This is a genomic window from Microbacterium sp. RU33B (assembly GCF_900155915.1).
Taxonomy (GTDB): domain Bacteria; phylum Actinomycetota; class Actinomycetes; order Actinomycetales; family Microbacteriaceae; genus Microbacterium.
Genome location: NZ_FTPO01000001.1, coordinates 1,054,605 through 1,078,669, shown reverse-complemented (window position 1 = coordinate 1,078,669; position 24,065 = coordinate 1,054,605). Strand labels below are relative to the sequence as shown.

22 protein-coding genes and 1 tRNA gene are annotated in these 24,065 nt (G+C 64.2%); 13 read left to right on the top strand and 10 right to left on the bottom strand.

Going from position 1 to position 24,065, the window contains the following annotated elements:
- Positions 1 to 100 precede the first annotated feature (100 nt).
- Positions 101 to 508, bottom strand: a complete 408-nt coding sequence (locus tag B0B14_RS05290; RefSeq protein ID WP_143733639.1) for a hypothetical protein — start codon at positions 506 to 508, stop codon at positions 101 to 103.
- 862 nt (positions 509 to 1,370) lie between these two features.
- Between B0B14_RS05290 and B0B14_RS05285 the strand changes: the two genes are divergently transcribed.
- Positions 1,371 to 2,786, top strand: coding sequence for a hypothetical protein (locus B0B14_RS05285; protein ID WP_143733638.1), 1,416 nt, complete (start codon positions 1,371 to 1,373; stop codon positions 2,784 to 2,786).
- 78 nt (positions 2,787 to 2,864) lie between these two features.
- Here B0B14_RS05285 and B0B14_RS16165 read toward each other — a convergent pair whose 3' ends face one another.
- The 4 genes from B0B14_RS16165 to B0B14_RS05260 form a co-directional block, all read right to left on the bottom strand.
- Entirely contained in the window at positions 2,865 to 3,821 is a 957-nt protein-coding gene (locus tag B0B14_RS16165; protein WP_143733637.1) for a hypothetical protein, read from the bottom strand.
- 251 nt (positions 3,822 to 4,072) lie between these two features.
- The gene (locus B0B14_RS05275) at positions 4,073 to 4,954 is read right to left on the bottom strand and encodes a hypothetical protein (RefSeq protein WP_076680419.1); all 882 of its coding nucleotides are present in this window, start codon (positions 4,952 to 4,954) and stop codon (positions 4,073 to 4,075) included.
- 455 nt (positions 4,955 to 5,409) lie between these two features.
- A complete protein-coding gene (locus tag B0B14_RS05265; RefSeq protein WP_143733636.1) occupies positions 5,410 to 5,676 on the bottom strand; it encodes a hypothetical protein in 267 nt (88 codons plus the stop codon).
- A 476-nt stretch (positions 5,677 to 6,152) separates the two neighbouring features.
- Complete coding sequence (locus tag B0B14_RS05260; RefSeq protein WP_076680417.1) at positions 6,153 to 6,779, bottom strand: helicase associated domain-containing protein; 627 nt, start codon at positions 6,777 to 6,779, stop codon at positions 6,153 to 6,155.
- A 78-nt stretch (positions 6,780 to 6,857) separates the two neighbouring features.
- Here B0B14_RS05260 and B0B14_RS05255 point away from each other — a divergent pair, with 78 nt between their 5' ends.
- Together B0B14_RS05255 and B0B14_RS05250 are read left to right on the top strand one after the other, a co-directional pair.
- Positions 6,858 to 7,898, top strand: coding sequence for a DNA N-6-adenine-methyltransferase (locus tag B0B14_RS05255; protein ID WP_076680416.1), 1,041 nt, complete (start codon positions 6,858 to 6,860; stop codon positions 7,896 to 7,898).
- 223 nt (positions 7,899 to 8,121) lie between these two features.
- Complete coding sequence (locus B0B14_RS05250) at positions 8,122 to 8,517, top strand: hypothetical protein (protein ID WP_076680415.1); 396 nt, start codon at positions 8,122 to 8,124, stop codon at positions 8,515 to 8,517.
- A gap of 40 nt (positions 8,518 to 8,557) precedes the next feature.
- On the opposite strand, the gene B0B14_RS05245 is transcribed toward B0B14_RS05250, so the two are convergent.
- From B0B14_RS05245 to B0B14_RS05230, 4 genes are all read right to left on the bottom strand, one after another.
- The gene (locus B0B14_RS05245; protein WP_076680414.1) at positions 8,558 to 10,216 is read right to left on the bottom strand and encodes a UvrD-helicase domain-containing protein; all 1,659 of its coding nucleotides are present in this window, start codon (positions 10,214 to 10,216) and stop codon (positions 8,558 to 8,560) included.
- Entirely contained in the window at positions 10,216 to 11,835 is a 1,620-nt protein-coding gene (locus B0B14_RS05240; protein WP_076680413.1) for an ATP-dependent nuclease, read from the bottom strand. The genes B0B14_RS05245 and B0B14_RS05240 overlap by 1 nt, the downstream gene beginning before the upstream one ends.
- 289 nt (positions 11,836 to 12,124) lie before the next feature.
- Positions 12,125 to 13,312, bottom strand: a complete 1,188-nt coding sequence (locus B0B14_RS05235) for a tyrosine-type recombinase/integrase (RefSeq protein WP_076680412.1) — start codon at positions 13,310 to 13,312, stop codon at positions 12,125 to 12,127.
- Positions 13,293 to 13,520 (bottom strand): helix-turn-helix transcriptional regulator, encoded by a 228-nt coding sequence (locus B0B14_RS05230; RefSeq protein ID WP_256714268.1) that lies wholly within the window; start codon positions 13,518 to 13,520, stop codon positions 13,293 to 13,295. The genes B0B14_RS05235 and B0B14_RS05230 overlap by 20 nt, the downstream gene beginning before the upstream one ends.
- 166 nt (positions 13,521 to 13,686) lie before the next feature.
- On the opposite strand from B0B14_RS05230, the gene B0B14_RS16330 reads away from it, so the two are divergent.
- The 6 genes from B0B14_RS16330 (at position 13,687) to B0B14_RS05200 (ending at position 18,027) form a co-directional block, all read left to right on the top strand.
- A complete protein-coding gene (locus B0B14_RS16330; RefSeq protein WP_143733635.1) occupies positions 13,687 to 14,355 on the top strand; it encodes a hypothetical protein in 669 nt (222 codons plus the stop codon).
- Positions 14,356 to 14,393: 38 nt separating this feature from the next.
- Entirely contained in the window at positions 14,394 to 15,323 is a 930-nt protein-coding gene (locus B0B14_RS16325; RefSeq protein WP_076680409.1) for a toll/interleukin-1 receptor domain-containing protein, read from the top strand.
- Positions 15,324 to 15,390: 67 nt separating this feature from the next.
- Positions 15,391 to 16,050 (top strand): SHOCT domain-containing protein, encoded by a 660-nt coding sequence (locus B0B14_RS05215; protein WP_076680408.1) that lies wholly within the window; start codon positions 15,391 to 15,393, stop codon positions 16,048 to 16,050.
- 74 nt (positions 16,051 to 16,124) lie between these two features.
- Positions 16,125 to 16,886, top strand: coding sequence for a hypothetical protein (locus B0B14_RS05210; RefSeq protein ID WP_143733634.1), 762 nt, complete (start codon positions 16,125 to 16,127; stop codon positions 16,884 to 16,886).
- Entirely contained in the window at positions 16,883 to 17,227 is a 345-nt protein-coding gene (locus B0B14_RS05205; RefSeq protein ID WP_076680406.1) for a hypothetical protein, read from the top strand. The genes B0B14_RS05210 and B0B14_RS05205 overlap by 4 nt, the downstream gene beginning before the upstream one ends.
- 50 nt (positions 17,228 to 17,277) lie before the next feature.
- Positions 17,278 to 18,027: a hypothetical protein gene (locus B0B14_RS05200; protein ID WP_143733633.1), complete on the top strand. Its 750-nt coding sequence runs from the start codon at positions 17,278 to 17,280 to the stop codon at positions 18,025 to 18,027.
- A gap of 27 nt (positions 18,028 to 18,054) precedes the next feature.
- On the opposite strand, the gene B0B14_RS05195 is transcribed toward B0B14_RS05200, so the two are convergent.
- Entirely contained in the window at positions 18,055 to 18,600 is a 546-nt protein-coding gene (locus tag B0B14_RS05195) for a hypothetical protein (protein WP_076680404.1), read from the bottom strand.
- A gap of 108 nt (positions 18,601 to 18,708) precedes the next feature.
- Between B0B14_RS05195 and B0B14_RS16320 the strand changes: the two genes are divergently transcribed.
- From B0B14_RS16320 to B0B14_RS05170, 4 genes are all read left to right on the top strand, one after another.
- A complete protein-coding gene (locus tag B0B14_RS16320; RefSeq protein WP_143733632.1) occupies positions 18,709 to 19,161 on the top strand; it encodes a hypothetical protein in 453 nt (150 codons plus the stop codon).
- Positions 19,162 to 19,600: 439 nt separating this feature from the next.
- A complete protein-coding gene (locus B0B14_RS16155; protein WP_256714267.1) occupies positions 19,601 to 21,841 on the top strand; it encodes an McrB family protein in 2,241 nt (746 codons plus the stop codon).
- Positions 21,838 to 22,881, top strand: coding sequence for a 5-methylcytosine-specific restriction endonuclease system specificity protein McrC (gene mcrC / locus B0B14_RS05175; protein ID WP_076680401.1), 1,044 nt, complete (start codon positions 21,838 to 21,840; stop codon positions 22,879 to 22,881). Before B0B14_RS16155 ends, mcrC begins: the two co-directional genes overlap by 4 nt.
- A gap of 272 nt (positions 22,882 to 23,153) precedes the next feature.
- A tRNA-Arg gene (locus B0B14_RS05170) sits at positions 23,154 to 23,228 on the top strand.
- Positions 23,229 to 24,065: the final 837 nt, after the last annotated feature.

The window sequence follows — 24,065 nt, the reverse complement described above, 5'->3', positions numbered from 1 at the left end:
CCAGTTGAGTGAGCTGGCTGCGCACCGAAAGCGAACCGGCACCAGTCCGATGATGGTCCGCCTCGTTGGGGCGAGTACATCGATCTCCCAAGTCGCCCGATCAAGCCGAGGGGCAGTGGCGTCGGAGTGCGTTCCTGATCTCGTCGACGATGGCGGCGATACCTCGCGCGAACGCCGTCGCCTCCGACAAGTCCGAGGCAGCGCAACCCCGAACAAGGTCGGCGACGCGGTCGGCGTCGGTGTAGAAGACACGCTGGAACAGCAGGTCCTGGAGCGCGCGCCGCGACTGCCCCTTGAGGGTGCGAGGGATGTCAAAGGCAATCTCCGCCCACCGGCCGTTCTCGTTGACGTGGACTCGCACGCCGAGGTCATCCCCTGCCTCGTTCGGCAGCGGCAAGTGCTTAAGCCGGTCGGCGATAGCGGTGCTCTCGCCTCGGGGGTCGCTCGCGCCGGGTTCGAGCTTCGTTGGTTCTTCCATCTTGCTGGTGGCAGTGTGCGTCGGGGTCATGTGTTGCTCTCTCTTGGCGAACGTGAACACAGCCTCTATGCGCGAGCTCTAGGACACGGGCGGCGGGTCTTGACGATGCCCCGACCCATTCGTTGACTTGTCTGCGCGGAGCGCGCATTCATCCGTTCGACAGTCGAAGAAAACGGCTCGGATCTCGCCGTGACGTGTCCGAAAACGGGACGTAAACCGCCCACCACGAGCCTGGCGCTCATGCGGAACTTCTCCCCATTCCCACGCACCTCACGAGCAGTGAGCAATCTCGCCGTCACGGTGCGCGGCAGTGTGACTCATCACGTGTCGACGACCAAGCGCTCTACCCCAGCGACGGTGCGTACGGACTCCCCCGATTCATGGTGACGGTTCTGAACGCATCGAGGCGTTGAGCAACACGCACGCGAGACCGCTTGGCTCAACGCAACTTCCCACGAGCACGACTCCGTCGCGCGACCATTCGGAGCCCCCGCGCAGCTCCTAGAAAGTCCAGCTCATGATCCTCCCACCGGCTCACCGGCCTGCTGAGGGCCCACACCAGAACACGCTCCTCCGAGCCTCGACCGTGTACGCGCCGGCGCACTGGTGACGGAGCAATGGGCGCCCAATCGAACCGCATCACGAAGCGCCGATACGTGGAGCGAGCGCCTGCGGCGCGAGCTCTCCTTGTATGCGGATCGTTTCACCGTCTCGATCAGCAGGAGCGCTGTCGCGCGCGGCGTGAAGTACTCGGCGCTGTCGCGCCACAAGCCAACGCCAGACACCGCGGCACGTCCATGCCGGGCAACGTCAAACGCAAGGTGGCGACGCTGACTCCCCTCGAGGCATGCATCTCTGTCACCCGCGTTGGAGTTGCCGCAGGGTATGGGCCGTGAACGAAAACTCCCTCGCTCCTGCTTCCTCAGCCGCCGCGACGTCGCTCGCTGACCGGGGTCGTGCCATCGAGATGCGGCGGCTTCCCTCCCGCACCCCACTGAATCCGCGACGGACCAGCCTGCGCACCGACCCCTACACAGCACGACTGTGGCGCAGCGGCAGCACCGCCAGCTGGTTCAGCCACGACGACTACCTCGCCCTCGCCTCTGCAGGCGCCGTGCGGATGCCCGCGTGGCTGAAGATGAGCGCCGAGGAGGCAAAGGAGCGGGTCTACGCCCGACGGCTCTGGGAAGACGTCCTGTGCGTTATGGCCGCACTGGAGCAGTGGCGCACGATGACAGTGCAACAAATCGAGGCACTGACGAACATCTCCGGGATCACGAACGGACGCACGTCGCTGCTGACAGCACTGTGGGTGCACGGACTCATCGAAGTCGGGTCGCCCACGAGCGACCTCGCCGCCAGCACCCTCGACCGCAACATGCTCCTTCTCCGCCCTGCCCGACCGTCGGCAGCGAAGAAGGAGTTCGAAGAGTACCTGTCCTACGCCGAATGGGTGTCCGTGACCGGCGGCCGCGGATTCAGCACCGACCGGCAGTACGCCCGTCACAACCTCCTCGCCTCAGAGTTTGGGCTCCGTGTTGCGGAACACGGTCAGGTATCGATGGTGCTCGGCGAGACCCTCAGCGGCATGGACCTGCTCGCCTACACCGGCTGCGGCATCGACGCACCCACCACCGGTGCACAAAACGGCGCCGACCTCACACTCGTGCGAACCGACGGACTCCGAGTCGCCGTCGAGATGACAGCCAGCAAGAGCGGCAGCGCCTTCAACGACAAGGTCGAAAAGCTCGTCGCCATCCTCCACCGCCGCAGCCTCGAAGCCACCGGCCTCTGCATCCTGTTCGTCTGCGCTCCCAGGCAAGACGCATCCCGCGGCGAAGCCGGCGAAGTCGAACGCAAAGTGAAGAGGGCCGTCCAACGCGCCATCGTCAACTACCCCGGCACCGCACTTCACCCCACCGCAGCCCGGGTCGCGGTCGCCCGCTGGGACCGGCTTTTCCCGGGTGACGGGATCGTCGCAGACTTCGGGAGCCTGCCCATGGAGCGCCCCACCGGGATGCGAGGCGGCACCGGACAGATCTGGGAGCCCGCTCGGCTCCTCGACCCGCGCTCCGTGCCGTTCACACCAGACAACCCCGCGGCAATGAGCGCCGTCGTCACCAACGCGGGCGGCCTCCGCGGCGTCCATCACTCCCTGAGAGTCACGGGGGGCAGACCGGTGCTCGCCGACATCTCGCTCGCCGCGGCCGGACTCGATTGGGTGCTCGATGCCGTTGAAGCCGAACGACCCAACACCGGCAAGGGCGCGGTCGGTCCGGCGCAACTCCCGCCGCGTCTCCGCTACTGACAGCGGTCACCGCCTGCATTCCTGGTGAAATCTCGCGGTCGGCGGTTCGGCGCCTCGGAACGTGCCGGTGCGCCGAGCCTACGGGTCGCGCCGCCAGCTCGAGCCACCCCAATCGGCCATTGGACGACCGCCCGGACCGAGGCTCGCCAACCGTGCCCGATGTGCCTGCTCGCGGGCGACTCGCAGGGTCGTCGCGAAGCCAATGACCTGGCCGCACGCCTCCATGCGGTAGCGCACGCCCATGGGCGTGCGTCGAATGTCGATACGCGCGTACGGCTGGTCCGCATACTGCGCGGTCAGAGTCCAGATGCCCGGCTGTGCCTCAACTGCGTCCAGGAAGGGATGCCAGTCGTGCGGCATGTGCGGTCGGCGTCCCTCGTCCGGCCGAGAAGAGCAGATTACGCGAGACGGCCGACTCGACGCGGAGATTCTCAACCGAGTCTCGCCGCGCTGAGCCTGAAGGTGCCCCCGGACCGCGTTCGGCCGGGGGCACCTCGATGCCGAGTCGGTCTTGCCGTGAGCTACCGGGCGATGCTGAAGGTGACATTCGGCAGGCCGGCCTTCGGAAACCATGCCGGGGGGTACGACCGTCAGCGGGAAGTTGGACTCGCCGTGGCACGCGCGCTGGCTGAGTCCGCTCGTGTGGCGCGGGAGAGAGTCGAGTCTGGTGACCGGGTTCTTGGCGGAGTCGAGTACACCGAGCTTGGGGAAGACGCAGCGAGCGAGGTACGTCGCGGCATCGAACGCGCGGATGCCGCGCGCCTCAGCGATGTCCAGGATGAGCTCGAGCTGGAGGATGCTGTACTCCCACACGAGCACGCCCGCCTCGGTGTGGAGACCGTCACGGTTGACGAGCGCGATGGGTTCGATGGAGATGCCTTCGGCGATGAGCGTGAGGTCGGACGTTCCCGCGAGTTCGGTCACGGGCACGATGGTGTGGCCAGCGACTTCGAGGAGCGCGAGGTCGTCCAGCTCGACGCCGGATGCCTCGCACTCATTGATGGTGAAGAAGACGGGGATAGGGGTGATGTTCAAACGTGTCATGTTGGCCCTATGCGCGAACTCGTGTCACGGGAGACCCTGCCCTGTCGCTGGTGATTCGGCGTCGCCGCGAGCATGTCGGAGCAGAGCGTCGTGGATGATCTCGTCAAGTGTGCGACGGCCCTCTATGTAGTCCCACGCATCCTGGATGGCCGCTGGCGACGGGGGGGGCAGCCCGGCGAGCCGATTCGACGCGAAAGCCTCGAGGACGCCCCTGCAGCGTTCCTCACGAAAGAATTCTCTTGTCATGGCGAAGGATGGCCGCCCGGAAAGAGAAGCGGCAGAAGAACTTCAGCTGCTGGATCCACGGGAAGCCCCCACTCCTCTCGGATCCGAGCGACCACGCGAATGTCGAGTTCTCCGATGTGCTCGATGGCGTAGGTAGCGAGCGGTGCTGCGAGTCCGGACCGGAAGTCGACAACGTCGTCGAGTCGCCGCCGAATCTCAACCCACTCCTCATGAAGTTGGCCTGTGGAGAATCTCTCACGTCGCCGCAGTGCCTCAAAACGGGTGCGCATCTGACGAAGGTGCAGGTGACCCTCGGAAGAGCTAGCAAGCTCCAACCACTCGTTCATCGACTGTACGTCGTTGTCCGATGCCGAGTCGGGGATGTACTTCGACCACGTCAGCGTGCGCATGAAGGGTCTGCGTTCACGTTCCAGCAGATGGCGGCCGGAAGTCGTTAGTTCATCGTCGACCCAGAGCAGCGGTCGTCCTGCGTACGCGCCGCGGCCGAGCTGGCTGGCCTTCCATTCCGCTTCGGTCGTATGGAAGCGTCCGTCGTTGACTGCAGCTACTGGGAGTTCGGGGAGGTCGAGCGCCGGAGCGAAGTACCTGTTGGCGTGCTCCTGATACCGGCTCGCCCACACGACTTCGACATCGCGCGCGACAAGACTCCGGACCCAGTCCGGGCCCGTTCCACGAAACAACCAGTGCTCGACATACTGCCCGTAGTCGTCCCATACCGGCTCGCCGACGAAGCGTGACGGATAGTGCTCGCGCCGGAAAGTGATCTGCGCGTTGGTGCCGGACAGCAGCCGTGCGTCGATGTTCGGAGGGATGCGAAACCCCAGCAAGCCGGTTACCTCGATAGCAACGACGGGGCGGAAGAGGTTGGCTGCGGTCATTGCGTTTTCGCCGCCTGCCACGCGCGGGCGTGCTCACGAAACACTCGTCCTACGCGGAGGCTCCGGGTCACACGAGGGTCCCAGCTGATCCAACCCCTCCGCTTCCACTGGATAGCGACGTGAAGCCGATAGGAGCCCCGGATGGACCTGCGTGTCAGCCAGTCCAGGTTCGGCGGCCACTCAGGATGTAGGGCGCCGACTTCGAAGAGTTCGTGGAACAACTCCGAGAAGGTCGGCCCCTGACCCGTGCGGCGACGTACACGTGAGATGAAGATGCCCGCGGCTCGGCCGTACTGGTCGGCCGCCGCATCGCTCGTGAGCACGTCGAAGCGCTCGACCCAAGCCGCGGGCGGATCGCCATCGGTGGCACGCCACCAGATTGGTCGCGAATCGGCTGCCGGTACTCCACAGTCCGGGCCGACCTCGCTGGTGGCCGAGCTTGAGTCCGTGGTCATTTAGCTCCTCATTTCGGACGCGCCGGCGGGTACGCAGCGCTCAGTCGTGGTCATCGTGCGTGAGTCGGCGGCGGCGGAAGGAAGCGATGCGCAGTCGGCAGGAGACTGCGCGTTGGGTATCGGCGAGGTGTGCCACCAAGTCGGGATGCCCTTTGGCCCCAGCTCCTCTCCGAGCTGCTCGATGACGAGCTCTAGAAGGACGGCACCGGAGACGTTCGCTCGCCGTGCGATCTCCTCGAACTGCTCCTTGTAGTTTGCGTCCACCACGTAACTCACCCTCACCGGAGATGTCCGTGTTCCCCGTGGCAACCGGGCGACCCCACGCGCTTGGTCTTGGGCTCCAGGGTGAGGGCGCCCGTGCGCGGTTCCGGCCCGCCGCCGTTCGGACGCTGTGGTTGCTCACCGGCATAGGGGCGTGCGTGCTCGCCCTCCGGCAACGGAGCATGTCCGGGAACTCCCAGTGCATGGGCAGTCACGGCGACCATGAAGTCTCCGAATGACATGTCTCGCGCACGAGCGAGCTCCTTGATGAGCTCCGCGAACTCCCGGTTCGGCTTCGCGGCAACCTGCGCGCGATCTCCTTTGCTTGGCCGCCCAACCACTTCGCCTCATCTCCTAGATGCCGATACTCGCCGCGCCGGCGGGGGCCGCCCCTGCTTGGGCGCCCAAGACGACAGACATCAGGGACGCGCACTCCCACTTCAGTGCGCGACTGACTGCCGAGTAGGCCAGCACATCGGCGCTCACCATCGCTCAGGAGTGTAGGGACTCTCTTGTCTGCCCGATGCGTACACCCGGTCGCACTCAGCCAAGGGTTCGCCGATGAGCCCGTTGGAGTGCTTGTGAAGGAGGTCGAGGTTGTGGCGGGCGCTTCCCTCGTAAGGAGGGACTTGCGGCCCTTCGAGCGCAGCCCTCTCCTTCCACTTCCTTTCCTTCCGCCGCATCCACTTCGCGAGGCTCCGCTCCACCACATCGACATGCTCGGACCGAGACGGTAGCCTGCCGTGCGCCATGACGAACTCCCGCAGTTGCTCGAGACGGGGCAAGTTCACCGGCGAGGGCTTCCCGCTCCCCCAGTCCCACCCCGGCATCGCGTTGAGCACGCGTCGCCTGGCATCGTCGCGCTTCTCCTTCGGGATGCGACCGCCCGTGATGCCCTCCTGCGTCTTCCCGATGCGTACACGCTGCGTGTCGACCCAGCGCGCGAGGCGCCGTGGTTCGTCGCCCTTGCGCGGCATCCGACCGTGCTCGGCGATGAAGTCGTGCAGGCGCTGCGCGTTGTCAGCCCACGTCTGGTCCGTCGGTGAGGGGTAGGCGAGCCGGTAGGAGGCGAGCGCTTTGTCGAATGGGGTCTTGGTGCTGTCATCCATGACCTGTTCATGCGCGGTCTTCCCCGTCCCGGTGCGTCACTCCCGGCCGCGACCCACGGCGGGGCCGAAGATGAGGTTGTGACCGACCGCGCAGTCAGCCCCATCGCCGAGATCTATCCACTGATGGGGCAGGCGGAGCTGGCGGAGCTGGCAGATTCGATACACCGCAATGGCCTGCGCGAGCCCATCGTGACCCGCCAGGACGGAACGGTCCTCGATGGCCGGAATCGGCTTCGAGCGTGCGAGATCGCAAGAGTCACACCGAGGTTCGTCGAGTTCGCGGGCACGGATCGCGAGGCGCTCGAGTTCGTGGTGGACACGAACTCGCACCGCCGCCACCTCAGCGAGAGCGCCCGCGCACTCGTGGCGGCCAGGCTCGCAACGTTCACCCACGGAGGGCGCCGCGATGGCAACGCTGCCGCGCTCCTCACCCAACGCGACGCCGCCGAGCGACTGGGCATCAGTGAACGGTCTGTGCGGGACGGGAAGGTCGTCATCGACCATGCGCCCGAGGAGTTGGTCGATGACGTCCAGCGCGGCCTGATTGCGGTACGCGCGGCGGCCGAACTCATCCGCGCCGCCGGCAAGGATAAGGTCCTCGTCGCGGAGTACCACCGGCTTCGCCGTGCCAGCGGCTCCACCGAGTGGTACACCCCACCCCACGTGCTCAACCTCGTAACGGAACTCTTCGGTGAGATCGACTTAGATCCCGCATCCAACGAAGGCGAGCCGTGGGTCATGGCGCGGGCTCACTTCACACGGGCCGATGACGGGCTGTCACGAGGGTGGAACGGGAGAGTCTTCCTGAATCCGCCATGGGACTCGCAGGGCTCCCCCGGCCAATGGGTCGCGAAGCTCGTCGACGAGTACACGGCCGGTCGCGTCACGGAAGCGATCTGCCTACTTCCAGCGCGCGTGAACACCGCGTGGATGGATCGACTCGCCCCCTACGCTCGCTGCTTCGTTCGGGGACGGCTTCGGTTCGGCGACGCCACCGGCGACGCGCCCTTCCCCGTCGTTCTCGTGTACCTCGGCGCCCGCATCCAGGAATTCGTCGACGTCTTCGGTGGCCTCGGCTCCTGCTACAGGCAGATACTTCCGTCACCCGCGACGGTGTAGCCGAGCAACGCGAGGACTCGGATGTCCGGTCGCGGAGACGCACCAGCGAGCGGCGCATGTGCCGCTTGCCCCGCACCACGCAGGCAGACGCCTCGCGCCTCGTCGTCTTGGCGACCGGAGGTGTGCGGTGGCCATGATTCGAATCAGGGCCGCGCATGTCTGGTTGGCGGGAGCGAGAGGCCCCCGCGAAGCCCTCACCACCACACCCTTGAGGAATCCAAACATGAGCACTCAGTTGAACCAGCCGGCGGGTCTGACCCATTCAACGCCCGCGCGCAGCTGGATCCGTTCCGAACTGCTGACGGCGGCCGCTAGCGTCGCGGTTACGCATAACGTCCGCGGGGAACATTCCCTCGCCGAGGAAGCAAGCTACGCGCTCGGCTTCACCGCCAGGCTGGCCAGCGACCTCACCGGTGTGCCGGCAATCGTCCACTACTCCCTTCCAGCGACCTCAACGCACTTCGACTTAGACCGGCCGCACAGCCTTGCCGAGGTCATCGGGGAGCTCGCGTTCACTGCCGCCGACGACCACGACCATGAGCAGGGCGAGCTGATTCGCCTCGTTGGGCTTGAGGACGCAGTTCGACTGAGGGACATCGCGATGCGGGACTTGGAGTGAACGCGACCAGCGATGGTAGGCCTCTCCCCGCGGCGGCAGGCTATGTGACCTTCATGAGCTTCGCGATACTTCTGGGCATTGCCTTGCAGGCGGACTCGATTTTTTCCCACCAGCGAGATTCGGAGTTGCTGAATGTCTTCCCCCACTGGTTGGTGTTGCTCGTCGCATGAGTGAGAAATAGACCCTTCCGCGCCCTCGAGAGCATCACGAGCAGAACGCGTTGCTCCTCCTCGATTGCCGCCACGGTGACCGACCTACCCCCGGGCACATGACCTTCCTCAAGCCCCATCACGACGACCCAGTCGAACTGTTGCCCCTTCCCGACGTGCGCATTTAGCACGTGCACACCGGGAGCGATGGAAGCGACGACGGTGTGGTCACGGAGGCGACTCATGAGCGTACGCACGGTAACGTCGTCACCTGCGTAGTCCATTAGCTGGTCACAAGCGTCGGACACCTCCTTCAGCGTGTCGATGTCCGACCGTTGAAGCGAGTCGCTCACGCGACTGCGAAGCTCCGCTACCTGGTCAACGAAGTCCTGCTCGATGTCAACGTGTCGCGCGTGAAGCTTCAACAGCCGCGCGACTCGCGGTGTATCGAGCGAGATATCCCAGAACTGAGGGTGGTGCCTTGCGCGCTCATACGCACGGTCCAGAGCGCCACGCCTATAGGCGGCCCGGCAGATAACACCAATGGTGTCCTGCGGAAATCTGGATGCGAGGTCATCGGTGAGGGACACGATGCCGTCGGCCTCCTCGACGTCACTGGCGTATGCAGCGGCATACGCATGACCGCCCTTGCTCCACGCGTCTGGGTCAACTGCGGTTAAGGCGGCGCAGCCTAGCGAGGAAGACACCGCATTGACCACGTCGAGGACTGCCGGCGAAGACCGAAAGGACACGTCGAGGTCAACGACTTCGTCGGCGCGGGACCTGAGGTCCGCATGAACCTCCGTCGGCTGAGCGCCCGCCCAGGTGAAGATTCCCTGGTACGGGTCTCCAACGAACGTCGCCTTACGTGCGCACAATGCCTGTGCGATTTCATACTGCTGCAGGCTGAGGTCCTGGAATTCATCCACAAGCACTGCCCGGAAATGCGACTGAAAGAGCGCGGCAGCGCGTGAATTGCGAAGAATAAGCTGTGCATAGCGTGGCAAGTCGCCGTAGTCGAGGAATCGCTCCTCCTTGCGCTTACGTTCGAAGGCCAGTGCGACGCTCTCGCCCTCTGACTCGAGACCTTCCTCGATCTCGGCATCGGTGTAGGGCTCGCGCTTTAGGAGGCTGAGAACCTCGAACGCTCGACTTGCCCGATCCCTGTTCGAGGTGATGGCCATCATGGTCGAGCGTGTCCAGGCTGGGCGCGGGAACTGATAGCCCGGTTCCAAGCCAACGAGCCGATGGTGCGCGTCGAGTAGGCGCGCGCTAATCTCATGAAAGTTGGCGACGGTGACTCTACTTCGCATGCGCTGCTCGCCAAGTTGACGTACAAGTCGGTGTCGAAGATTGTCGCGCGCGCGGTTGGTGAAGGTCAGAGCAAGTACTTTTCGCCCGTCCTCGACTGCGCCGGACCTGAGGAGGTGTGCGGCGCGCATGGCTAGCACTTCCGTCTTGCCGCATCCGGGTGGAGCGAGGACCATCAGGAGTTCTGCATCGCTCTCGACCGCGCGCACCTGGGCGCCGACCGGGGCCACGATGGTCATCAGGTCGTCCCTCGAAGATAGTTCAGAAGGCCGGAGAGCGCCGGACTCGCCCCTACGACGGCCTCGGTGAGGAATGGAACCACCGCTCTTGCGGCTGGGACCTTGCGTGTGTCGCTGGTTGTCAGGAAGGTCGCCACGGCATCATCCGTTAGCTCGTCGGTACTGCTCGCCCCCGTTGATTGCAGGATCCCCTGCTCCCGGACAGCGCCTCCTGAGATCAGCGCCTCCACCACGGCGCCAGCGCCGAGGGCGCGACAGTACTCGTGCTCGAGATCCTTCTTCGCGATGAAGAATCCGGCCTCGCCAAGCGTCGCGGGCTTGAGCTTCAGAGTCGTTGCCCATGACTGTTCGCGGTCCTCGTCGCAGAGTCCTGCCAGGGCAAGCCCGAATCCCTTCGGGCCGACGACCTTCAGAACATGCTTGAACTTGTCTGCACCATCGAGCGCGAACACCGTGACACCTAGCCGGTCGAGGTTCAGGTCGACCGCCTTTGCCGCCGCTTCGAGGATGATGCGGTCTGCGAGGCCCTCGACGAACAAGACTCGGCGAGCAGTCAATCCTTCAAGTAGCTGGGGTGACCACCACTGCGCCTGCTCTTTCTCAACCTCGGTAAAACTGGAAGCGCCGAGTTGGTGGACTCGCCGGTCGGGGTCAACGACGAGTACGTGCTTTGGCTCGAAGCGTTGGACGATGTACGGCGAGTGGGTCACGACAAGTCTCTGACGGGGTGACTCGACGAAAAGCGATGCTACGGTTCGCTGGCTGGACGCATGGAGGTGAATCTCCGGCTCATCCACGGCGACGATGTTCGCAGTCGATTGGGCCAAGTCGAAGAACGTGAGCGCCATTAGTTGGCGCATGCCGTCGCTCTGCTCCGCCAGTCCTTTCAGTGCATCACCTTCCCGCAGGAACACTGAGACGTCTTGCAGCGGCTCTTCGCGAGGGTCTGCCTTGGTGCGTAGGACCAGTGAGTCATCTGTGTAGGTCCGCGGCACGGCACGCGAAAGATGGGCAGCGATGTCAGCGCGAAGCGCCGTGAGAGCCGGGCTTGCCGCCAACGTTTCGTTGAACTGCTCGAGCAGCCCGCCCAAGTCGCCAAGCTCCTCTTCCGCGGCCGCGGTCTGAAGCATCGACCTGAGCGGGCTGAACCGGCCTTCCATGTAGTCAGCGCCGCTAGTTCGATTCGCCGGGAGGTAACGCCAACCGATGGTTTGGAGCTGCTCGCGCGAAGGTCCTCGTCGACTGCCCGAGTCGGGGAAGAACCGCTCAATTGTCACGCTCTCGCCGTCGTCATCTGCAACACGTGCCTCCAACTGAATAGCGAGAAAGTCCTCATCCTCGTGCAGCGAAATAGCGAAGGGGAACAGCGCACTCTCGTCTTGCTCTATCCCCTCTAATCGCGCGCTGACGGTCAGCGCGTCCGCCCCTTCCCTTATGTCCGACGCCGTGAGGCTCTGATAGAGCTGCTGGACGGACGCGCCGAGGAGGAGGTTGAGCAGCCGAAGAATGGAGGTCTTTCCGACGTCGTTCGCGCCCACGATGACTAGGTGGTTTCGTATCTCGAAGTCCAAGTCAGAGAGAAGGGCATGACCGGTGATGGTGAGGCGTGTGAGTCGCACAGGTACTCCGGGTGAGCTGGGGGGTGAATGTCGCGAGTCAACCCCATTTCTAGCCTGCATCTCGCATCGCAGAATCACGGCGCGCTGCGCGATAGTCGGCCATTCTTCCCGAAACGATCCACTGCCAGGGCCGTTCTCGCGCGGCAGGGTCGGTCGCGTGAACGCCAGACACGGTCAAGGCACCCGTTGCTGCACGGTCAGGACGAGGGGAGCACCCGCCGTCTACCTTCGTAGACTGCACCACGATGATGGGTGCTCCACACTCATCGCGGAGCACCCCATAACGTTGCTAAGCGCTTGTCTCCCACATCTCCTCGAGCACGCGTGCGGTCTCAACATCGACTCGCGGTCGGGTGCTGTAGTGACCTTCGGTGGTCGAGGTGTACTTGTGTCCCAGCAGGGTGCTTGCTGCTTCGGTTCCCATTCGCTTTCGCGTCTGAGTCGCCGCACTGCGGCGCATGAGCTTGAACGTCACCTGGTGGGCGTTCAGCTCCACTTCCCGCATCCACTCCTGGCCCTCGACGGACTTTCGCCAGGCCTTGATGAGCCGATTCGGGTTTCCGTCGGGCTCGCCGCTTCGGGTGCCGAAGAGAAGTCCTCGAGGCCCGACGCGAGACGCCAGCTCACCTAGCGTCAGCGCAACCGGGGTCGGAAGGGGGATAACCCGCTCCTGGTCCGCGTGCTTGGGGATGGGCTGACGCGTGAGTCGACCTTCGACCTCGACGATGGTGCCGTTGACATCGACCATGGGCTGACCGTCTTCGAGGAAGATGTCGACGGGCCGGATGGCAAGCACTTCACCGATGCGGAGAGACGTACCCATCGAGACATCGAGGATGCCGAGGAGCTTGCGCCAGTCGCTCCGACGGCGCGGGTGCTCACCCCAGCTCTGGATGCTTTTGCGCATCGCGCCGAACTGCTCCTTCGTGAGACTCGGCTGAACTCGAGTGGCGCTGCGATAAGCGGGCGCCTTCACGAGCGGGTCGTGGCTCATCGCCTCTCGGGATATGGCGGTATCGAAAGCACCACGAAGGACCATACGGAACGCGCGACCGCGCGCGGCACCGCGCTTGATAACGAGTTGCTCCAGGTAGGGCAGGATGACGCGTGCGCGCGCCTCGTGCAGAGGCAGGGCCCCCAGCGCCTTCTTGACCGAGCGAGAGCTCGACACGTACTTCTCGTAGCTCTGCGGCTTGAGCATTCCTGCCGACACCGCCGCTTGCCTGTTGACGAGCCAAGCGTCGATGGCCATGGCGATGGTGGAGTTCTCTGTCAGCTGCGCGTCAGCGAAGAACGTGAGCTCTCGAAACGCCCTGTCGAGGGCCTCCGTCGCTTCCTCTGGGGTCGCACCCTTGCCCGTCAGGTCGAGTGGCTCGCCGCCAAGGGTCCGCCCGCTCGCTCGGGCCTGCCAGGTGCTCCCGCGGAGTCGCAGCGAGACCTTGCCGTGCGTCCCCGGTTCAAGCTGCGGCCGTGCCACGGCGAGCTCCCTTGATGAACGTTTCGATGGCGGAGAGCTCGTATCGAACGGTGCGGTATCCGAGCTTGAGGAAGCTCGGTCCCTGGCTCATCATGCGCCAGTCTTCGAGCGTTCGAGAGCTGACTCCGAGGAGGTGTGCGACCTGGTGCTGGTCGAGCAGAGCCGGCGGGTCGGACGGCCGGTTCGTCATGGATGCTTTTGCAGTCATGCAAACTCTATGCGCGGTGCGATGCGGCGCGTGCGACCACCCCGATAAGTGTCGTAGATCACGGAGCTCGCCCCGTCGAATGAAGCGCCCAGCTCGGAGAGCGAATTGTGGCAACGTCTGGCGAATGGTGGCGAGGTCGAGCCCGTGCCGCCACTAGGGTTTTCGCGTGACCGCCGATTCACCCACCAAGCCAACAGCGAAGCGAAACCCGTTGGGCTTCGGCGGTGCGACCTTTCTCGTCGTCGCTGCAGCCTCCACGGTGACTCAGATGATTGCCGTCGCGAGCTTGGGGCTGCCCGTCGCTCTCGAGTGGTCTACTGGCGGCCTCGTTGCACTCGTGGCAGGCATTTGGATGGGCGCACTGTGCAAGAGTTGGGCTTCGTGGCGGCGATGGATATGGCTGCCCGTCGGCATCACGGTCGTCGTGGCCTTCGTGACGGTCAACCTCGTTGTCGGTGGTGCGCGTGCAGAGGCCGAGCGGGTGGCGGAGGAGGAGCATGCCGCGATGTGCGCGCAGGCCCAGACGGACCTCGCTGGCATGCAGACCTCGCATTCCACACTCCTGGACCAGGTCTGGGCAGCAGGCGGCGGCGCAGCGGGAGCGCGGCCTGCGGCCTGGGTGCCGATTCAGGGCGAAGGTGGTGGCTGGCGAGAGGCTCTGACCGAGGGAGAAGGCGGCTCATGGCGAGACATCGCTCGCGAAGGCGGTGCGTACGTGCCGCCCGGCGCGACCGAGATGTGGTCGGTCTATTTGCAAGCCGGCGGTCCCCAGCTCGAGTCCGACCTCGCAGATTTCGAGGCTGCTTATGCGGCGGAGTGCACGGCGACCGAGTAGTTCGTCGCGCTGTCGGCGCTCGCCGCTACCCTGAGCGCATGCCGGACGTCCCACAGCCCAAAGCCTTCATCAGCCACGCCAGCGAGGACAAGGACTCCTTCGTCGTCGAGTTCGCAACGAAGCTTCGTCTTGCAGGTGTCGATGCGTGGGTAGACGAGTGGGAGATCCGCGCCGGGGACTCACTGGTGGACAAGGTCTTCGCTCACGGCATCGAGGGCGCCGACGTGTTCATCGTGGTCCTGTCCGAGACAAGCGCGGGGAAGCCGTGGGTACGCGAAGAGCTCGATGCGGGCGTTGTCCGTCGCATCAATCGAGGGACGCGTCTCATCCCTGTACTCATTGACGACGTGGAGGTGCCGCCCGCATTGCAGCATCTTCGCTGGGTGTCTGTTTCGAAGCTCGGTCTCGAAGGCGCCGTGCAGGACATCGTCGGGACGCTCTTCGGTTCCGACCTCGCTCCCCCGCTCGGGTCGCCTCCGGCTTACTCTCGTCGCGCGCCGAAGATGCTCCCGAACCCGGTGGATGACGCCGTGCTGAACGCCGCCGCCGACCTGATCCTGGAGCGTGGCGCTGGCGGTTTCGGCGCAACTCAGCTGCTGGAGAGACTTTCCGATCTGGACCTCTCCACGGCGCTCGTCGAGGAGGCCATCGCGTCGCTTGCCGAGCAGGGTCTTGTGGAGGTGTCGAGGAGCTTCGGCGGGTCGACCATCATGCGTTTCCGCGCTCAGACCTGGCTCGCTTTGCTGAAGGCTCGTGGGGTCGATGTGAACGCGCTGCTCGACCAGCTGCTCGCGCTCCTCGTGAATACCAACCAGACTCGCGGGTTCGACGAAGACAGAGAGACCGTGCACGCGCTCGTGACCGTTCTCGAGTACGACGGACTCATCGGACGGGTGACGTGGACTATCAGCGGCACCGCGCACGCGCAGGCAACGGTTGCCGGGCAGCGTCGGGCACGAGAGCTCTGACAGCGAGAGATTCGCGGGTCGGCGTCGTGTCGCGAGCCGTGTAGACGCGATCTACTAGAGTGCTCTCGTGGTGGGATATGGCCGCGTTGTCGGCGGGGATTACAGGGGCGCGACGATCTCGACGCCGGTCGGTAGCACGCTCGTCGTTCAGGCGGGTTTGAAGATGCGGCGCCTGCTGCCGGAGAACATCGCCGAGTGGGAAGAGCTGCCAACCGACAGCAAGGGCAACCCCCTCGGCGCCGTCGGTCAGGCTGTGGTCGGCGCAGTTCTTCCGGGCCAGTTCGGCAAGGCCGCATCCGCCGCGTTTGGGGCGACCGTCGACGCGATGGGGCCGTCGCACACTGTCCGCGTTGACTGGGCCGACGGCAAGCAGTCGCTCTTCAAGCTTCCCGACTCAATGTTCAAGCATTTCGCGATGGTGCTCGATGCTCAGCGCGTGTATTCGGAGCCGGTCCCTGTTGAAGTCGTGCCCGTGGTCGAGGACAAGCCGACAATCACTGACAAAGCATTCGACCTAGTCTCCGGGATCGTCAAGGACCGCTTCCCGTCGAAGTCGGCCGCTGCAGCTAGCCCAGCACCGGAGCTGACGGCTGCTCCCGAGGTTGCTCCGGCACCGCAACTGGACGTCGTCGAGCAGCTGCACAAGCTCGCATCGCTTCGGGACGCCGGCATCCTGACCGACGACGAATTTGCGACGAAGAAGTCCGAGCTGCTCGCCCGTTTGTAGCTCCCGCACGCGTAAACACGATGACCAAATCGATGGATAAGGGGTAAGCGCGCTCCATCCTCGAGTTCGACGTGTTGCGACGCGTCATCGTGCGGTCGGTGAAGGTAGCGGTCTCAGGTGTTCTGGGCGCTCTTGCGATCCTGACGGTCGCGAACTGGGCGCTGCTTGTTTTCGAACCGCCGAGCATCTCCGTCTCAGACCTCTTCGTGGCGGCGCTCCCCTTCTCCCACACAGTCGACCCAGTTTTGCCGACGTTGATTACAGCGCTGCTTGCCCTCGCGGTCGTAAAGGCGAGCCGGTTTGCGCCTGGCTTCGTTGTGGGCACCGCGCTCCACTGCGGTCTCCTCGGTAGTACATGGGCAGTGCTGTGTGCCGTCGCTCTTCTCGCGCCGCACGACTCGGACGACGCGGTGCTGGACAGTCTCGTCGCCGGCGTCGGGCTCGGCGTGGTCGTCATCGCAGTCACCGTCGTGCTGACCGAGGTGTTGCCCCTTTCCGCTGACCTTCGAGAGAAGCAGCTTCAAGCGAGTCTTGAGCGTGCCGAGTCGCTACTGACCCGTGCGACTGGCCGGCTGCGAGTCCGAGATGCCAACGGTGTCGCGGCGCTCGTCTTGTTCGGGTGGTTCGGTGCAACCGTTCTGGCTGTACTCACGCCGGTGCTGCTCGCTCATCTCGGCGCCTGGGGCTCGCTTGACTACATGCCGGCGCTGTGGGCAATGACGGCGGCGTTCGGCGCAGTCGTCCTCACGGCGTTTGTTGGCCTGACCGTTGGGTGCCGTTTCGTGCTTGAGCTTTCAGGCTTCCGTGACGAGAGGTCCTTCTGGGCGTTCACGTGATTGCCTTCATCGTCGGCATGGGCGTTGTGCTCGTCGAGGTGATAAACCCGGTTGCGCAGCTAAGTGAGCCCACGAAGGTTATGGGGCTCGTCTCACTGGTCTGGTATCTCGTGCTCGTCGCCAGCACCCTACTTCCGCTTGTCATCCCGCCGCGGAGGTGGGGTTGGCTCGGTCAGGTTGCGACCTCGAGGCGAGTGGATGTGCTGGAGGCCCGCCGCGACCGGCTTCGTCAGGTGAGCGATGCGGCGGTGGTGGACACGACGCCTGAACGCACCCAGCCGCAGGTGACGCCTCGCAGGAGAACCGGATGGTTCGCCATCATTCTGCGACGGGGCACGTGACGAGACCGGATGCCGGCAACTGCGTTCTCAGCGTGCGATAACGTCAGGACGTGTCGATGACGAGCTCCTCTCCCCCGCCGCCGTACGTTCGGTTCTCCCGGAAGCTCCCAGACGACCTTTCAGTCGCTGAGTACGCGGAGATCATGAGCGCCATCAGCGGAGTGTGCGAAGGCGGCGGTTGGCTAATGCCGACTCGCCAGCTCGCCGCCGCCAGCGACATGCGAATCATCGGCGCACGCTACGGAAGTCCGCTCACGGTCGTCGTCGTCGTTGGCGCCGCCTCGTGGGCCGTCTATCAGATAGCGCGGGCCGTCAAGGAGGTCGCAGCGGTGGGAGAAATGATCTCTCGAACCGAACTGAACCGTGTCGAGGCCGATGTACGTATTCGTGAGGTCGAGGCTCTCGAACGGAAGACCGCGAGGGGAGAGGAACTACTCGACGCTCAGATTGCGCTCACGAAGCAGCAGACGGAACGCGAGGCCCAGGAGACAGTCAAAGCCCGACTGGACGCAGACGCGAAGGCAATGGAGAACGTCGCCCTGCGAGATGCGCTCACTGAACGTCGGAAGCTCGCGCGTCAGGGCGTGTACAAGCCGGCCATCTACGCCAGCCTTCGCGCTGGCGACGACCCACATATCCGTGAGCGTCTGAACGATCACATGCACCGACCGCCGCAGAGCGAGCACGACCTCGGCACGACGGAGCGATTTGTGGACGATATGGAGACCGTCATCGTGTACGACCTGAACATCGAGTTCATTGACTCGCCTGAGTGGCCTCCGGCAGACGACGAGGCGTGACCGGCCTCAGGTCTATCGTTCGGCAGCTCACTCGCGCTCGATGACGTTGTTGCGGTAAGTGTCCACGTCACCGATTCCGGTCTCGGCCACCCCACGCGCTGTTGCTCGACCACCCGCGGCGTAGTAGCGGCTTGGGTCGTACACCTTCGTGACGGGGAACCGGGAGCGCTCGAAAGAACTCGTATCGCGTCTGATTGCCGGCCGACCAGAGAGCCGCCCCTTGCCGATATCGCGAAGCTCGGCGAGTCTCGCACGCGCCGGGTTCCGCACTCGTCGGCCGAGCACGAGCGCCGCAATCAGACCGCCGAACAGCGCAACACCCGATGCGACGGTCAGGGCGATGAGCCATCCCCCTGCCGCTCCTTCGACTCGTCCCCACGTTGCGATGAAGAATCCCGCGCTCACCGCGAACATGGCGCCCGCCAAGGAGGACCCGATGGCGACGGCTCGCTTTTCGACCGGAAGCCAGGCCGTTCCGACAGTATCTTCTAGAGCGTCGTACTCATCGCGCTCCTCGTCGGTAAGGGCGCGACGCTGCAGAAGGTACCGGTCACGCACGCTGAGCTCCGCCATGAGTCGCCCTCTCTCTCCTCAGGCGAATGGTATCGAGCGGCGTGCCACGTGGGTGGGACTGAGTAGCTGGGTGACGTCGTCGCGCGAGGCTCGCGGCCGAGGAGCGATGTGGACGAGACCAATCCATTGCCGAGGTTGACGCACTTGCGGACCGCCTTGTGGCCGCAACCAAATGGGACACTGCGCGGCAAGCTCGTGCCGAACCAAGTGCCTGAGAAGGCTGCCAAGCAGAGTCTCGAAGATCTGCGCGCCGTTGCAGCCCAACTCACCACTTCCCCGCGTCTCGCTCTCGATGTGCTCGCAGACCTGACGGTAGATGTCGGTCGCCGCGCCGCAAGGGAAATGCGCGCTGGCGACGAATCGCTCGTCCACACTGCCGTCGGCCGCCGGTTCACGGCTGACAAGGTCGGCAACTTCTTCGTGATGAGAACGGTCGGGTCTGTCACCGTCCAGTCGGGCGGGACCGATGACGAGAAGGGGACCGCGACCGCGCAGTTTCAGAGCACCTATGGAGAGGTCGCGGTGCGACAGCCAGCTGAGCTTGTCCGAGGGGCAATGTAGGTGGCGTTTCGCTTCGCGGCGCTCGAGCTGGCCGAGGAGGTTCTTGAAGCGGGTCGGTCAGTGGACCCGAACCTCACTCCGCTCCAACTTTCGAAGCGGTTCATGGTGCGCGCGACGGGGACGCCGGCAGACGAGCTTATCTTCATCGAGTCCCGACAGCCGCCGAGGCACAGTGCCTGTGGCAAGCTCATCGAGCCATGTGCGTCGACGTCGACGAAGTCCTGACGTGCCAGCATGCCGGCGGTTGGTAGGGGGAGGACACGGGACGTCTTGCTGCCATTGCAGTCGGCACACAAATGGGTGAGCTCAGACCGAACGGCGTGCGGGGTGAATCTCCCGTGTGCTATCGGCTCAGCCCAGCCAGCGCATCTGTCAGTTCCTGAGATGTCCAGTGCGACTACGCGAGTGAAGTCGGCGAAGTCCCGGCAAGATGAGTTGCATGACTACGCAGCAGTTCGACGAAGGTGTTCAGGCCGTAATCGCTGCGTCGAGGCCAGCCCCCGATGTTGAGCTGGCGCGTGAGGCTGGGGAGCTCATTGGCCACATGCTGGGCGACGGGCGGTCGATTCTGGACCCAAGCACGACGATTTGGACGGCTGAGGCAGCGGAGGAGCTCCGCGCCAGAATCGGCGACAACCCCCTCGTCGGCGACGACCAGGGCCAGTGGGACAAACTCGACCTACAGCTTCAGGGCGCACCCCGCGCTGTGGTGCTCCTCGCAGCGGAGCTCGTGTTCCTCCGCGAGCACCCTCTGCGTTCAGCGCTGCCCGAAACGCGCAGAGCGCACGTTGAGAGAGTCTTGTCGCACCTAGAGACGGCGACGACCATCCCCGACTCGATGTCGAACTGGCTTGCTCGTCCCGCAGGCACAGCCGGCTTCGAGCCGGGGTCCTGGTACAACGGCGCGCTATGGCGACACATCATTTGGGCGGCCACTTTCGTGCGCCACTGGAGCAGTCTTCCTGAGGGTGAGCGCACGGCAGCGCGGACCGACCCGTGGGAGTTGCAGAAGGTCATGCTTGCCTCCGGAAAAGACCGGTCCGACATCCGCAACGCTATGCAGTTCCTCATTCGACCGGACGAGTTCGAGCCAATCTCCTCTGCAGGAATGAAGTCGAAGATTCGCGATGCGCTCGCAGTGCGTATTGGCGGACCCTCCGGTGGCGACCCGGTGTCGATTGACCGCGACCTCCTGGCGATTCGCGCCGAGCTGGCTCCAGAGATTGGCGAACCGTTCCACTTCTGGAGACCCGATGTGGCGGAGCTCTGGGATTCATCGACCGTCGGCCCCGCAACGGACTCGTCAAAGGCTGCCGCGCTGGGCGAGCCGCGACCACGCCATTACTGGCTGTACTCCCCTGGCGCGCAGGCGTCGGAATGGGCGGAGTTCTCGGTGAACGACATCATGGCGATTGGCTGGGATTCGCTACACGACCTGTCTACCTACCCAAGCCGTGAGTCGATTCGGCAAGTGCTCGACCCCGAGGGGACGGGCGGGTCGATGAAGAATGGCGTGCTTGCCCTATGGCAGTTTCAGAACGAAATGGCGGTCGGTGACATCGTGTACGCCAAACGCGGACGACGTGAGATTGTCGGCCGCGGCGAAGTGACCTCAACGGCCCGCTTTGAGCCGGACCGAGCTTCGTTTCGACACGTCCGCTCGGTGAACTGGACTGATGTCGGGGTTTGGGAGCACCCGGGAGACGCAGCTACCAAGACGCTCACTGACATCACAACCTTTCACGACTATGTCGGCAGGCTCGAAGCGCTCTTCACCGACGATGCGGAGCCCGACGTCCCCATACCGTCGACGCCCGTCCCTGGCTACGACAAGGGGGCGTTCCTCAGCGAGGTCTACATTTCCGCGGAACGGTACGAGCGACTGAGCGCCTTGCTCTCGCGGAAGAAGAACGTCATCCTCGCCGGACCTCCGGGGGTGGGGAAGACGTACGCCGCCAAGCGACTGGCCTATTCGATGATGGGAGCGAAAGACCCGAGCCGCGTCATGATGGTCCAGTTTCACCAGAGTTACTCGTATGAGGACTTCATGATGGGCTACCGGCCGACCGAGTCAGGTGGCTTCGTGCTAACCGAGGGACCGTTCTACCGATTCTGTGACACGGCCCGCGCGGACGACCCGGACCGGCCGTACTTCTTCATCGTGGACGAAATCAATCGCGGCAACATTTCCAAGATTTTCGGCGAACTGTTGATGCTAATCGAAGCGGACAAGCGCGGTCAGGAGCTTCGCCTCCTGTACAAGAACGAGACGTTCTCCGTCCCCCCAAATGTCCACATCATCGGCATGATGAACACCGCCGACCGCAGCCTCGCCGTCCTCGACTACGCACTTCGCCGACGTTTCGGCTTCTTCGAGATGAGCCCTGGCTTCGATTCCGCCGGGTTCTCGCGGTGGCAGCAGGAGGTTGACAGCCCAACGCTGGACGCCCTCGTGGCAGTCGTCGCCGACCTCAACACGGTGATAGCCGACGACCCAGCCCTTGGTCAGGGGTTCGCCATCGGACACAGCTATCTCTCCCGGTCCATCGGAACTGATGACGACGGCTGGTTGTTCTCCGTCGTGGAGGAGGAGCTCATTCCATTACTCGACGAGTATTGGTTCGACGAGCCCGGCAGAGCCGAAGAGTGGTCGGGAAGACTACGAGCCGCCATCGCATGACCGACCGGTCCATCGCCATCCGCAACGTGTACGTCATGCTGGCGTACGCGTTTCGAGGGATGCACAGCGATGGCACCGACCGAATCGCAGCCGAACGCTTCGACCACCTTCAGGACCTACTTGCAGAGATACTTGTGCGCGGCGTTGGAAAGCAGGTGAAACGTGGTCTGCACCGCGACTATCTGGAGCGGAGTGACGCACTGGCAACGGTGCGTGGCCGCATCGACATCACGAGGACTATCGCGACCCGTTCGATGACCAAGGGACGACTTGCCTGCGAGTTCGATGAGTATGAGCCGGACACGCCACACAACCAGGCTCTGAAGTCCGTTATCGTCCTTCTCCTTCGTCGCGGCGAGATTGCCTCACAGCGCAAAGATGCGCTCCGTCGACTTCTCCCGTACATGGATGCGGTCACGTTGGTATCGCCGAGCTCGGTTCGCTGGAACACACTGCACTATCACCGCGCGAACGCGGATTATCGCCTGCTTCTCGGAGTGTGCGAGCTAGTCGTCAAAGGTCTCCTGCCAACTCATGACTCGGGCGCCGCGAAACTCACTTCGTGGGTATCGGACGACGCGATGAGTAGCCTCTATGAACGCTTCCTTCGCCAATACTTTCGCGTGCACCATCCCGAGCTTTCTCCGGCCGCGTCCGGCATCGCCTGGGACTACGACCAGGAGAACTCGCTCGGCGCCGAGCAGCTCCCGGCGATGCGCACAGACGTCACGCTCCGCGATGGACACCGCAAGCTCATCATCGACGCCAAGTACTACAGTCAGTCAATGCAGACGGGGGCGTGGGGAAAGACGAGCATCCACTCGGCGAACCTCTATCAGCTGCTCGCCTACGTCAAGAACGCCGACGTCGCTGGAGACGGAGAGGTGAGCGGGATGCTGCTGTACGCGCGAACCGACGCGGTCGAACAACCCGACCTCGACATCGTCCTCCAGGGCAACCGGATTATTGCCCGAACGCTTAACCTCAACCAACCGTGGAAGCTTCTCCGAACTCAACTCGAGTACATCGCCGCCTGGTAACACTCCGCGGGGCGCACCCGACGTACCCGGCGAGTGCCATCCTCGTCTTCGCTTGTGAATTCCTCGTGGACCAGTTCAGATGCCCTGGATGCGTAGCCGGAGCCCGACGCAAACGAGGCCCTTCCAACCCCCCTAACGCCCTCATAGGTCAACGGAAGCTAGCGGAAGGCGAGGGCACCGCGCGCGGTGCGGCGCTGCTGGCAGGACGGAGCTGCAAGAGCCCCGGGTAACTCCCGGGGCTTCCTCTTTGGGCTTGTAGGATTGCCGTACTCGCCTCTGTAGCTCAGTGGAAGAGCCACTCCGTCCTAAGGAGAGGGTCGGCGGTTCGAATCCGTCCAGGGGCACCAATCCGATGTGCTGTCCCGGGCTCAACCCGTGCTTCGAGGCGTACGATGCACGGTCATGGACGACCTCGAACGCCAGCGTCTGAAGCGGCGCGGAGCGATTTTTCAAGGCTCAGTGCGGATATGTCCGGACTGCGGACAACCCGCCATGCCATGCACTGTTCGTCTCCGTACCGACGAAATTCTCGAGGAGCCCGGCCTAGTGATGTGGGCTTGTCGCAACTGCGACCAAATGCTGCTGCCGTTCTAGGAGACGGGCCAGGTCGCGACAAGGGAGGTCCGCGGCGCCACTGGCGGACCTCCCCGCTCATCGCGTCAATCCACGGCAGGAGTGAGAGCGCGGAGATGCGGCGTGACTTCGCGACCCAGCCAGCATTGAGTGGGTGTCGGTCGAAGATGTCACAACCCACCTATGCGCGAGCTCGTCTCGAAACCGACGACACGCGACGTCCCTAACGGCGTGATGCCACGGGCTGACTTCACGAAGGGCACTGAGGTCACGAGGTGGGCGCGACCGGCAATTGGACGAGCACCCGTGCGGGTCTCGAACATTGGGAGTTCGATGGACAGTTTTCGACTACTCGATACCGGCGCACACTCGATGGGTCAATCACGAACAGCGGCCCATCTGTCCCGCGCTCTTCCAATCGGAGATTGCGGGTGAGTGAGTCTGATGGCGACTCGGCATCAGACTCCTCGAACCACATCGCGTCTTCAAAGAAGAGCACCACGTTGGTGCCGCCGTGTACTCGAGACGGGTAGGCGATACCGTCCGGTCGGGGGTTCGGCCGCCCATCTAAAGAAGTCCGTCAGCACTTGGGTCGGGGCGCAGTCCACCGG

Excerpts from the sequence above, each read along its gene's own strand:
- B0B14_RS05275 (WP_076680419.1), bottom strand. The coding sequence starts at position 4,954 with ATGACCGCAGCCAACCTCTTCCGCCCCGTCGTTGCTATCGAGGTAACC.
- mcrC (WP_076680401.1), top strand. The coding sequence starts at position 21,838 with ATGACCGACCGGTCCATCGCCATCCGCAACGTGTACGTCATGCTGGCG.
- B0B14_RS16155 (WP_256714267.1), top strand. The coding sequence starts at position 19,601 with ATGACTACGCAGCAGTTCGACGAAGGTGTTCAGGCCGTAATCGCTGCG.
- B0B14_RS05250 (WP_076680415.1), top strand. The coding sequence starts at position 8,122 with ATGAGCACTCAGTTGAACCAGCCGGCGGGTCTGACCCATTCAACGCCC.
- B0B14_RS16325 (WP_076680409.1), top strand. The coding sequence starts at position 14,394 with ATGCCGGACGTCCCACAGCCCAAAGCCTTCATCAGCCACGCCAGCGAG.
- B0B14_RS05230 (WP_256714268.1), bottom strand. The coding sequence starts at position 13,520 with ATGACTGCAAAAGCATCCATGACGAACCGGCCGTCCGACCCGCCGGCT.
- B0B14_RS05260 (WP_076680417.1), bottom strand. The coding sequence starts at position 6,779 with ATGGATGACAGCACCAAGACCCCATTCGACAAAGCGCTCGCCTCCTAC.
- B0B14_RS05195 (WP_076680404.1), bottom strand. The coding sequence starts at position 18,600 with ATGGCGGAGCTCAGCGTGCGTGACCGGTACCTTCTGCAGCGTCGCGCC.
- B0B14_RS05290 (WP_143733639.1), bottom strand. The coding sequence starts at position 508 with ATGACCCCGACGCACACTGCCACCAGCAAGATGGAAGAACCAACGAAG.
- B0B14_RS05245 (WP_076680414.1), bottom strand. The coding sequence starts at position 10,216 with ATGACCATCGTGGCCCCGGTCGGCGCCCAGGTGCGCGCGGTCGAGAGC.